The organism is Paenibacillus sp. Pae15 (assembly GCF_024519685.1).
Taxonomy (GTDB): domain Bacteria; phylum Bacillota; class Bacilli; order Paenibacillales; family NBRC-103111; genus Paenibacillus_G; species Paenibacillus_G naphthalenovorans.
In genome coordinates this window covers 47,160-58,573 of record NZ_JALJRM010000032.1, presented here as the reverse complement: position 1 = coordinate 58,573, position 11,414 = coordinate 47,160, and the positions used below count along the sequence as shown (strand labels likewise).

At 43.7% G+C, this 11,414-nt stretch carries 12 protein-coding genes; 9 read left to right on the top strand and 3 right to left on the bottom strand.

The window, feature by feature from the left end; translation table 11 throughout:
* Positions 1–317: 317 nt before the first annotated feature.
* A complete protein-coding gene (locus tag NR121_RS21370) occupies positions 318–1,481 on the bottom strand; it encodes a hypothetical protein (protein ID WP_137671271.1) in 1,164 nt (387 codons plus the stop codon).
* A 108-nt stretch (positions 1,482–1,589) separates the two neighbouring features.
* Entirely contained in the window at positions 1,590–3,170 is a 1,581-nt protein-coding gene (locus NR121_RS21365) for a hypothetical protein (protein WP_054819992.1), read from the bottom strand.
* 158 nt (positions 3,171–3,328) lie between these two features.
* On the opposite strand from NR121_RS21365, the gene NR121_RS21360 reads away from it, so the two are divergent.
* The 4 genes from NR121_RS21360 to NR121_RS21345 all read left to right on the top strand — a co-directional run bounded on the left by NR121_RS21360 (position 3,329) and on the right by NR121_RS21345 (position 5,965).
* Positions 3,329–4,138, top strand: coding sequence for a hypothetical protein (locus tag NR121_RS21360; RefSeq protein ID WP_054819991.1), 810 nt, complete (start codon positions 3,329–3,331; stop codon positions 4,136–4,138).
* 100 nt (positions 4,139–4,238) lie between these two features.
* Positions 4,239–5,267: a hypothetical protein gene (locus NR121_RS21355; RefSeq protein ID WP_256831897.1), complete on the top strand. Its 1,029-nt coding sequence runs from the start codon at positions 4,239–4,241 to the stop codon at positions 5,265–5,267.
* 33 nt (positions 5,268–5,300) lie between these two features.
* The gene (locus tag NR121_RS21350) at positions 5,301–5,555 is read left to right on the top strand and encodes a hypothetical protein (protein ID WP_054819990.1); all 255 of its coding nucleotides are present in this window, start codon (positions 5,301–5,303) and stop codon (positions 5,553–5,555) included.
* A 113-nt stretch (positions 5,556–5,668) separates the two neighbouring features.
* A complete protein-coding gene (locus NR121_RS21345; RefSeq protein ID WP_137671268.1) occupies positions 5,669–5,965 on the top strand; it encodes a hypothetical protein in 297 nt (98 codons plus the stop codon).
* Between the two features lie 197 nt (positions 5,966–6,162).
* Here the strand turns inward: NR121_RS21345 and NR121_RS21340 are convergent, their stop codons facing one another.
* Positions 6,163–6,618 (bottom strand): helix-turn-helix domain-containing protein, encoded by a 456-nt coding sequence (locus tag NR121_RS21340; protein WP_137671267.1) that lies wholly within the window; start codon positions 6,616–6,618, stop codon positions 6,163–6,165.
* Between the two features lie 216 nt (positions 6,619–6,834).
* On the opposite strand from NR121_RS21340, the gene NR121_RS21335 reads away from it, so the two are divergent.
* The 5 genes from NR121_RS21335 to NR121_RS21315 all read left to right on the top strand — a co-directional run bounded on the left by NR121_RS21335 (position 6,835) and on the right by NR121_RS21315 (position 11,412).
* Positions 6,835–7,458 carry an EcsC family protein gene (locus NR121_RS21335; RefSeq protein WP_137671266.1) on the top strand — a complete coding sequence of 208 codons (624 nt, stop codon included), beginning with the start codon at positions 6,835–6,837 and terminating at the stop codon, positions 7,456–7,458.
* Positions 7,459–7,515: 57 nt separating this feature from the next.
* Positions 7,516–8,880, top strand: a complete 1,365-nt coding sequence (locus NR121_RS21330) for a copper amine oxidase N-terminal domain-containing protein (protein WP_054819989.1) — start codon at positions 7,516–7,518, stop codon at positions 8,878–8,880.
* A gap of 321 nt (positions 8,881–9,201) precedes the next feature.
* Complete coding sequence (locus NR121_RS21325) at positions 9,202–9,627, top strand: hypothetical protein (RefSeq protein ID WP_137671264.1); 426 nt, start codon at positions 9,202–9,204, stop codon at positions 9,625–9,627.
* 244 nt (positions 9,628–9,871) lie between these two features.
* Positions 9,872–10,660: a hypothetical protein gene (locus tag NR121_RS21320; protein WP_137671263.1), complete on the top strand. Its 789-nt coding sequence runs from the start codon at positions 9,872–9,874 to the stop codon at positions 10,658–10,660.
* Positions 10,661–10,800: 140 nt separating this feature from the next.
* Entirely contained in the window at positions 10,801–11,412 is a 612-nt protein-coding gene (locus NR121_RS21315; RefSeq protein WP_137671262.1) for a hypothetical protein, read from the top strand.
* The last annotated feature ends 2 nt before the right edge of the window (positions 11,413–11,414 follow it).

Here is an 11,414-nt window from a genome sequence, read left to right as displayed (position 1 = left end):
ATTTTCTCGGCATTTTTACGCTGCAATTCTCGGCACTTTTATTTTGCGATAAACAGTCGTCTCCAGACGTGCCCTGTGACTAGCCCAACAAGTCTATTAAAAGCGAAAGTACCGTCAAAAGCGTCCACAGGCGCAACTGACGATACTTTTCACTATATTATCGCGGGTTGGACTACAAGCGTTTTGAACCCCTAAATTTGGTTAGTTATTACCTGCGGAAGAATAGCCTTATTACACTGTGTCCTTGTTAACTAGTGATCACCTTTAAAGCTACGTTAATACGAGTATTTAATTTATCTCTTAATCACTGGGTACAGTTACTTATCTGATTGATAGTTCTCAACATAAACTTTATCTCCTTTAATGATTTCTAGCCTCCATTTCTCGTTGGATATGTAGTAAATTCCTTCTTTTATTGAAATTATGTTACCTTTGATTGTTATCCCTTTATCATAATCTTTAATAACTTGCATTTCTCTAAAGCCATCTGTCGTGAATTCTCTTATATACTGACCTCCAATTAGTGAAATGTTTGGTGCGAATATACCTAGGACGACAACGACAATACACAGTGTAGTTAGAACGCTAGATTTTCCAGTTTGCTCCATAAATTTCAAAGTAAACTCAAATGTCGAGACACTTTCTTCTTTATGCCTTTCTTCTTTAATCCTTATTTCTTTGAGAGAGATAATGAGGGTCAGCAAAGTAGATAATATGAAAAACCAGATCATATTGACTTTCAGCGCTTTTTCGAAGTATTGAAGTAGCAAGCAGAAGAGCATAAGTCCTAGCGAAATATAAGGTAACAAGAATAAAAATCTAAAGAAATAGTATTTGTAACAACTATTCTTAAAGAAGGTAAATGCTAGCCCGCATAGGAAAGAGCCTGCTGGTAACACCAATTGAATAATCGAATCGGCCCAGTTAAACACGTGGGAAAATATAACAATTATAAAAAAGCCATATAACGTTCCAGAAATACTTAACCCTCTTCGTATTGGACTTCTTATTGCCCAATAGATCATAATGGATATAAATAGGGGTACTACCCATATCACTGAAAAAGAAATTATCTTATTTAACAAATCTGAGCCGTTTACAAAAAATATTGATAAACAAATATGAAAGATAAGGATAAAAACGATAATGCTAAATTTAACATGGGTTACTCCATTCTTTACAACATAAGTGGCAGACATTATAAATATTACACTTAGAATCAATAAACTAGATATAATTAATACTGTATAATAATTAAAGGGGATTGGATTGGTTACAATATATAAAATAGATTGGTAGGCAGGGACATCCCCTGAAAGAAAATACCCGTATAGAAATGAATATCCAAGTGTAAAGAAAAATAGTCCAAATATACTAATAAGAAAAGAAGCTGCACTTAAGATCCTAAGCACATCTAAAATAATTTGAACATGCTTAAGTCTAGTATAATTCAGGACTCTCGTTATAAAAGGAACCAGCATCTTTTCCTCCATTTTAAAAAGAGTTTTAACTACTACTGAGTATAAAATCAAATTGGAGATTGTCACTTCATTTCGCAGAACTAATGGGCAAAGGAACCTAGTTCAGTTCTATAAATAATACTTCTCCAGCACATCCAACTCCTTCTTGTACTCCCGCTCTTTCATGAGTTTTATCAGCTTCTGACCATCGTAATAAACATCCAGCATGGACGGTTTCAAACCACTTTCATTTAGTTTATTGAGCGTTTCCAGAGCTTCTTCAGAGAATCGAGCCGTCGTAATGTAACATGCCTTCATGGGGTGTTGATTAGGTTTATCACTATCACCGTAATATCGCTTAGCAAACGGAAATGTTCTTCTAAAAAACCAACGTACTGTATTTTTAGAGTCTTGGTCACCAAGCTTTATTTCGTTGCCTCCCTTGTACCCCTTTAACTCAAAAACAATACGTTCTCGGGGACCGCCTTTTTGAATAATCAAATCGTACTCGTAATATTCCACTTTGCCTTCCGAATTCTTTTCTTTCAGCACAACGCTTTGTTCAATATATCCTTCACCAATAATTCTGCGAAGAACTGAATACATCAGAAATTCAAAAAGGTCCCCTTTTAGATTCTGGAGGTTTGTCTCTTGGCCTGACTCTCTCAAGTTCTCCAGTATATTTGTTACTTCCGAAACGACTTCTACAGGATGCGACTGAAATCTAAAAAGTTCATTGATCTTATCCAGGCTCTTCAAAACTTCATAAATCCGCTCCCCATAAATCGTACCCAGATGAAATGACAAGAAGCCAAGCTTTCTAATTCGATTTTGCACACCTGTTTCCGCTATTTCATTTATGATGATAATTGGCAACACCTTTCTTTTCCTGCTCGAAGAACTGCAAATTACACCCTGAACACGATTATAAAACCCGTCCAGGTCTTGCTGGGAATAAGGTCGACTCAATTGAACATCCAGAACAACAAGCGTGTTCTTACCGTCCTCTCGGTCATTTGTTATTCCTGTGGCAGACGAATAGGCAAAAGCATCCCATACAAAGTTATTATGTTGAGCACCTTTAGAAAGCTCATTCTTACTCCGATAAACAACTTCTTCACGATTAATTACATTATGCTTTTTCAGCCATATAAGTACATCTCTTATAAACGTGCAATCTAACTTCATCTTGCACTCATGGCTCTTCACAACCGATGGCCAATTTACTCCATGCAGCTTATCGATTATGTAGGTCACACTGTTATATGTCTGTAATTCCATAATCAAACCTAGATGAAGCAGGTCTTGAATAATACGATCTAAATGATCCATCTTGGTTTTCTCTCTGTCCACCGGGCTTGGGGTGACCTTCAGAGCCTCGTAGTACGAAAGAACCCCTTGTGAATTCTCAAGGGTAACAATGAGTCGATACAGGGAAGGCCGATGTTTCTTCGTAATATGCTTAATGGCAGATTTGTTTAATGGTCGGGTAAAGTAAACGTATTGATTATTTCCAAAGGTAATCGGAGAAGTCGAGTTAATTTTCCCACTAGCAGTCATACGTTGAACAATTTTTCTACAGTTTGCAGGAGTAATATGAAATTGCTCGGACAATTTCTGATTTAATTCTTGCGCCGTTAAATATCCCTGCATTTCAATCTCATTCTTGATAAACGTGATGTAATCCATGATCCGCTCTACCCCCAGCATGTCACACTGCTCTTATAAAATTATATTAGTTCATTTAAAGCCTCCGAAGCAATTTAAATTTTCATTATTATAGTGGGCTTTTTTCACATGGATCATATTGAAAATCTTAAATTCTTTGTCACACTAAAGTAAAAATCATGTAGAACGGAGCGATAAATATGAAACGCGGAAAAGGACCAGGCCATCGCAACTTCACCCCCGATGAACAGGAACTCACCTTCATCGAAGTGCTCGAAGGACAAGGAACGCTTGAAGAAAAAGCGGCCCGAATGGCGCAAAGGCTCGGAAACCGTTCCTACTCTAACATGCTCGTCCGAATGAGGGACATCGAAGCAAACATTCGAACCGACACGCTAGCGGCTGGCGGCGACGTAACGGAAAGCCGTTCGGAACAAAATTCACAGGACTCTCATAGCCAAGACACGCTTTCCATGGAGGAACTCATCCTTCAAAAGCTTAGGGAAACGTTCGATCGGAACGGCAACATTTCGATCGACAGTGACTCGATCAGCAACGTGTGGGTAATGCTGGCGGCAGTCGTTCCTTTGCCGACCGATCGTTCGCCGTTCGCCTCTCTTCCGAACATTCGTTCAAGCAAGACCGAAAACCCGACTCACCTCGCTCGCGTCGTATTGAGAACAACGGACGCCGTACAAGGAACCAACCCGTACGTGGACGGGACCGACTTTTCCTTCATCGTGAACGAGTCTCGTCAGACGGCAGACTTTCTGTGGGAGGGCGGGCCGTTCAGCGAAGCTCCCGCTTTCAATGGCGGTGATGTTCCAAGCGCCATCGAATGGGTAAAGTCCTTCGCTACGCCCCTTTACGTGCAATTTAAAGATCCGTTCCTGACGCCAGAGCAACGTATCGCCCTGAACGGCCACGACGAGGACTACAAGCTGCCGGATTCACAAGGCAAGCAAAAGCCATCGGCCCCTGATCCCGACGACTTCGACAAATACTTCTGACCCCTGTTTGTCCCTAAAAAAGCGACGGTAGCGACAGGAGCGTCACCAAACGCACCCGACGATACCGTCACCAATTTCCCTACGAAATGGAGCGAAACCAATGTCCATGACACTAAGTGAAAAAGAAAAACGCGCAATCGCCGCGTTCGTCCAAGAGCACGTTGACGAACACCTATTCCGCTTCCCCTACGCCAGATACCCTGTCGAGCCGCTGGACGAGTGGAAGCGAATGTTCTGCGATCCCGCCGCCGTGCCGATCACCGCGCTCAGGCAGGCGCTCGGCTGGCAGTTCGGAGCCTGGCAGCGAAAAGACCTGCCCTCGGCCCACAGCAGGACGATCCTGAACATCGTCAAGGCTTGGCCCGAATTCGTGCAGAGTGCTGCCTTCGGGGCCGCGCAATCGTTTCAATTCTGGGAGAAGCGCCTGCCCGACTGGCAGAACGGCTTCAATGCCGCTACGTTTCTCCTTCACCTGCTTCGCCCGGACGACTTCGAGATCGCCGATCAGCACCGCATCCAAGCCATGGCCGAGCTGCTCAAGGCAATCAATCACCAGGACAGCGAACAAGCCTTTTCCCGTTCCCTGCAAGACCTCGAACGGTATTCCGAATTTTTCCGCGCGATCATGCCCAAGCTGTCCTTCGGATCAAAAAATCGACTGCAGTTCGACCGCTTCCTCAAGGCGTACGGCAACCGCCACGCCTACAAGAACGTCGCCACGGACTACAAAACCAAGGAACCGGACATTACGACTTTCTCATGGAACGACGCCGCGGCGAAACAATTCGACCTTTCCAAGATCAAATTGCGGTCGAACGCCGACGTCCTGTTCGCCTGCCTCCTTCTCTCGCTGGATAGACACCCGGTCAATCTCGACGAACTCACCGTGGGCCAAGTGACCGAACGCCTTCCTCTCGGCACGGCTGGCATCTGCAACCCGGCCAGCTACAACTACGCCATGATCGCTCTGTTCGGCAATCAGAAGGGCCGGGACTACTTCCAGCTAGAGAGCCCCTCGCTGCGAGAAGCTTTCACCGAACAGGCAAATCAATCCACACGGGACATGAAATTCTATGTCAAGCATGCCGATGAAAAGGTGCTAATCAATCCGAAGTATCTAAAAGCCTAAATACGATTTACATTGATGCTGGAGGTAGAATACATGGACAAAGAACGAGCCGTAAAGCATACCACACTCATTGAGCGGGAAGACGATCTTCTGTCACAAATCGATACCTGCCAGCAAGTTTTGGCCGCAATGTTGCGGTTCCTCCAACCATCAGGGGAACAAGTGCATCTGCCTACCATCCATAGGCTAATGCTAGCCTTAAGGACTGTAGAACGGGATATCGACGATGAATTACTGGATGTAAGACTTGAGCTGTCCTTGCTTTTAGATATTAAAAGCGCTCCTTAGCAGAAACAAACCATTAGGTAGACGTAAACATCTACATCAGTATCTACAGATACGCTGATATCGTCAACTCAGTTCACGTCTTCCAAACTTGCCAAGGGAGTGACATCTTACTCATGAGACAACGATCATTTAAGATCGGCGAAGCTGCAAGAATGAAGGATCGATATTCTTTCGGTACACCAGCTTCTGCCTCCTCTACAGAGCAAATCGCTGAAGAAACGCCGGTTTTATATCATTTAAGCAATAGTGTAGGAAATTCCGAAATAAATCCGCAGGCATGCGAGCATTCAATGGAAGTCGATAGCCCCATGCCAGAGACGGCAACTCCCATAAAGAAACTCGATCCTGCAAGGCCTTCTGCGTCACGCTCCATCCTCCGTCCAAAGAAGGCAATTCCAGCCCCCAAGTGAGGCTCACCCTGAAATCCCAGTGCCCCCCACCATCCTGCACACTGAACCGGCAAAGCAATCAAGCAAGCCGCTGGAACCAAAAGCTCCGCTATTCAGCGAAAGGTGCGCAAGGATCACGACATACCTTGAAAAGCCGCTGTTTCACCGAGTACACGGCTTGCACCAGCGCGGCGAAATCGCCAAGATCGCAAGTCTTATCAATGCAGCTCTAAAGGAATACCTGGATAGGCATTATCCATCGGAATAATGATAAACGCCCGATTCCGTAAAAAGAATCGGGCGAATTCATTTGGATTTACCTCTTTCGGCATCGATCGCGCCATGACGTCTTTGGTCATTTTTCGGATGAGTTCAATTTCTCCCAAGCTCCGCTCTTCCAAGAATGAAGCAAGCAAACGGATAGCATCCCGCTTTCCCTCCAAGCCTTTCCCCATCTGCAGTTCGCCAAAGCGAAACGCATCTATCGGCTCGGCATCCAGCGCGGCGACGATTTTCTCCAGGCTTTCCAGCGATATATTACGAGTGCCTCTTTCGATAGCCGCATAATACGTATCAGCCATTCCGCCTCTTTCGGCTACTACGGCCTGAGACAGTCCTTTCTCCTTTCGCATCTGACGAAGACGCTTCCCTACCAGAACCTTTATATCCGCCATTCGATCACCTGTCCTTCTCTTTCATGGTAGAGAAGGAACCCTTAGACCAGAAGGATATTAACTATTCAGTTTTCCTTGTATCTGAATATATGTCTAGTATAATCTTTTTAGGTCAAAGGAATCATTTGGTAGGACTGGGAACCGCGATTGCGAATCATTTTTCGACGGGCTAACCCCCCGCTCGACAAATACTCAGTTCTCGGGAGGAGAAATCGGATGGCTATCACGCAACAAAGCATCAGCAAGGCGCTAGACTGGGCGTACGAAAAGGCACTGACCGGGGGCGTTCCAGGCACGAGCAGCTCTTACGAGCTGGCGGAAGAGTACTTGCAGCATAAAGGGGATTTACAGGAACAGGTCAACGCACTCATTCGCTGGCAAAACACAAAGAGCGCAACCTCTGGCTTCGTAACCGGTCTCGGCGGGATCATTACGCTGCCTATTGCGGTTCCTGCCAACATCGCATCTGTCCTGTACATTCAGTTGCGAATGATCGCTGCAATCGCAATCATGGGTGGACATGATGTTAAAGATGATAAAGTGCGTACAATGGCTTACGCCTGCTTATGTGGCAATGCCGCTACCGAAATCCTAAAGGAAGTGGGCATTCAGGTGGGCAAAAAATTCGCTGAACAAGCCGTAAAACGCATGTCTACAGAGGTAATCAAACGCATCAATTCCGCTGTCGGTTTTCGGCTTGTGACCAAATTCGGCCAAAGTGGCGTCGTTAATCTTTCGAAAGCCGTTCCGTTTGTTGGAGGAATCACTAGCGCTGTTTTCGATGGGGTTTCAACGAATATTGTCGGTAATACCTCAAGGGAAATTTTTATTGAGAGATGAAACACTCGGAGTCTCTTACGTTTTAACATACGTTGATAAAAAAGGAGAAGTTAACCTATGAATAAGTTTTTGAAGATGTTTTCAATCACATTGCTTTCCTCAAGTCTACTTGCCAACGTGTCTTTTGCCGCGGATCTTAACATGAGTGTTAGCGGTAATCCTGTCCAATTTCAGTACGGAACCCCATTCATCGACAACGGCAGCAGTCTGCTTCCACTTCGCGACTTGCTGGTTGCACTCGGTGTTAAAAACGATGACGACCACATCCGCTGGAACGACAAAACGCAAAGCGTTACGATCGTAAAGGATGACAAGACTGTGATTCTTAGCGTCGGCAGCAAGCAAATTTACTTGAACGGCAATCTGTACAAAACACTGGAAGTCCCTGCTCAAAATGTAAACGGGAGAGTCTACCTTCCAGCCAGAGCCGTCGCGGAGGCGCTAGGCTATTTCGTCGGATTTGATTCAGGCACCCAGACGGTCCTCGTTCAGGAAACACCTTTCGGAGGCGGCGTCAAAGCGGATGATTACAGCAATGAGGCTGAAGCTTCAATTACATCTAGCCTTGGGATTGATACCATGAAGTTAGCTTTGGATAAATATGCATCTGGGACAAGCTTGAGTGATGAAACAAAGCAAGTTCTCTCCAAATACGATGCTGACTTTTTCGCGGCAGACCGAAATCCTCTATCACTTGATAAGGTTGCCAAGACCGTTCAAGAGAAAGATATCGCGAAAAATGTATCCAACTTCCAGTCAAACATAGTCAATTTAACTTTTATGGAGATTGATTCAGCTAGAGAAATTAAACTGGAGAACGGACAAACGATAACCGGCGCGGTTGGGCATGTCGGAGGCACATACAGCCAGATTACAGGCATGTGGAGTGACAGCACCTATTTCCAAGTCTTTTTCAGCGGTACGACCAAGGTTGCAAAAGGTGACAAAGCAACAGTTAACGGCATACCCATTGGCGAGAGCACGGTTGAACTAACCAACGCGCTCGGCAAGAAGTTCGTCGAGCCGATGTATATCGTTGTCGCAGGTAATTTCTTGAAATCATCCACTGAATATGACATACGTAAAGAGCGCTCGGAAACGAATCCGGGTAAGATTAGCTTCCCTGAGTTGGATAAGGACATGCAAAATAAAGTACAGCGGCTGAATCTTTCTCTAAATGCAAAGGAATTTACGATTGAAGATCCGAAATATGACCCATACCTAGTGGAAATCAAAAGCATTCAAATCATGGAGTACACTTATAAGCCAACTGCTAAAACGACTATGAAATACGATTTGACTATTCCGGTTAGCTCTTTTACAGACAGTAAAGGAAGTCCATTCACCGGTAAACCAGGTTCCTATTTTGTAAAGGTTTCAACCGATTTCGGGGAGATTACGAAATTTATCGATCTTAAATGATGGTGATGATGCCGTTCCTTCGCTCATATTCGAATAACATTCAGTGATATATTCTGGCATCGCCCTAGAGGGTGATGCTTTTTTTGTTGATTGCAAAGCAACTCTGTACCATTGTGAATTTCTCCTATAAAGTGGTAGACTATGGAAACCAATTTATGCTAAAATGAGTCGGATTCACCTACAAATCGAGGTAAGGAGCCGACTATTCTGGATACCCTCAAAAAGTCAGTAAAGTTAAAAGATTTCTGTGACCCATTATTCTGTGAATACGATGTTATATACAAGCGCCTTAAGAAATTCATGGACTACATAGGACTTAAAATGGAACAGTTAAAAGATGATTCTGGCGAGATCACCTTCTACGAAGATGAAAGAGAAATGATACATCAACTGTTGAAAGAAATGGGCGAATCGTATTTAATCAAGATTACGTCAAACAAAGAGCTTGGGAATAACTCGGCTGATGTATATAAAAATTCCAGACAGTTTCGCGAACGAATGATAGCTGTTGCTGAAAACATCCCCAATGAGGAATTTAAAGAAGGATGGCTTAATATAATCGAAGTGCTATGCAGAAAACAGGCTCATGATTTAAATGCAAGCTTGGTCGAAAAAATTAAAGCAATCGGGGAACAAGTTTCAAAACTCAATCTGAACTACTACGAGCATTTGAATCTGCTGAATGACATACACACAGGCATCGATACTTGGGTTGAATCGCGTTTGGCACACTTTATGAAAAAATAGAAGCAGCTATATATCACAATTTCCAAGCATTTGTCAATAGAAAGTTATACACCTAGCGTCTCGCATTTAAGCGGGATGCTTTTTTTATATTATTTTACTTGTAAGGAAGAACAACAACGAAAGGTGGTTACACAGTTGAAGAAAATTCGTTCACCGTAATTAGCACCAAGTAAATGCGCTTAAACAGTTAATAAACAGTGTTCTTTGAAAATTTCATAACATAACTTCGAGGGGGTAGAAACGAATGGGGAACATCTCAATGTACTTCAAACGTAGAATTGCACGACCTGAGGAATTTGATCTTGTGCTTGATTTAATAGAGCACCGGTTTCTAATAATTAAGAGCTATACAATTTTTAGAGAACTGGAGACCAGCAGCGGAGCTAAGAACAAGGTTAGAATTCGAACCGAACTTCCCTTCCCGATGGTAGTCGAGTCAAGAGAGTCTATTTCAGACTTCATGGCTTCTCTAGAAAAAAGTCATGCAGTTTTTACTGGTGATATCGTACTTATCGCCGAAGCTGACGTTGCTGACTTGCACAAACGGACCATTCAATTTTGCCGAATTGCGACACCTCTTTCGGATATCATTTTGGACGAACCAATCGAAGAGGAAGAATCTTTGGTTGAGCTTTTAGAACGAACTAGTGAATCAACCATCGAAAGCTTAGTTAACTCCAGGCTAAATGCTCCCTTCGAAATAAAATTTAGTGCCGGATGTGAATCTCATTGGAATGTGTCCTCCCAACTCATTATTCCATACTTCGAGATTCTGATCCCTCCGCGTGAGGCACAATCAATAAAGGAGAGCACGGATTCTTTCATTCGATCCACTTTCAATGCTGAACAAGCAGGTGAAGAAAATGGTCACCTCCTTTATTTTTGCTACAGCGATGAGGGACCCTACGCGAACACGATCTCTGATGCGAAACTAGCCACAGAAAAATATCTTGGCTCCAAAATCAAGAGACAATTGGAGATGTTCGGCCTGAGGGATTTCACCATAAGATTCTACATTACGGGATCGCATTAATAAAAAAAGAGCCGTACTTTCTGCACGGCCAGATCAACCAGTTATCGGAGACAGCGGGCGGCTACCCGCTGTCTCCAGCTCTACTATACCAGAAACTAGCCCTCAGGGCATCACAATGATTAAAGGAGAGAGCAAATATCATGAAGATGAAAATTAAACGCGAATATGACCGTGCACCTATAGGTAATTATCCGGGAATCTTTTGTGACTGGGATATTGAAGAAAAAACCAGTAAGAAAGGAAACAAATACAAGGCCCTTATTCCGTCTATTAAAATCTCTGTCAACGGTTGCCTGATGACAGTAACAAGAACGATCCCACTCTTCTGGAACGCTGACGGAGATCTATATAACTTTAGCGCAACATTTGGGTTATTGCCCGATATCAACGAAGAATTTGAGATCGAAAAACTGATTGGACAATCAGCGCTAATAACAATTGAGGAAAATGAGTTTGACGGCAAAGTATACAGTAATGTCACTGATATTGCTCGGTTTGACGGTACACTTCCCCGGGAGCTTCAAGATTGGAAAAAGCAACGTCTTGATCTCACTTCTAACACCAACTCGATTTTTGACGAAGAATACACAGAAGATCAAGTCGTCGAATCCAGTACCATTACGAAAGAAGCGCAAGAACCGGCTCCATTACCTGGGCGAAGGAGATTACCGGTTAAGAAAAATGCACCATCTACGCAGGAGAGCCCATCGACTTCTTCTGAGGATGAGGACGATACTGATTGGACCCTGTAAGT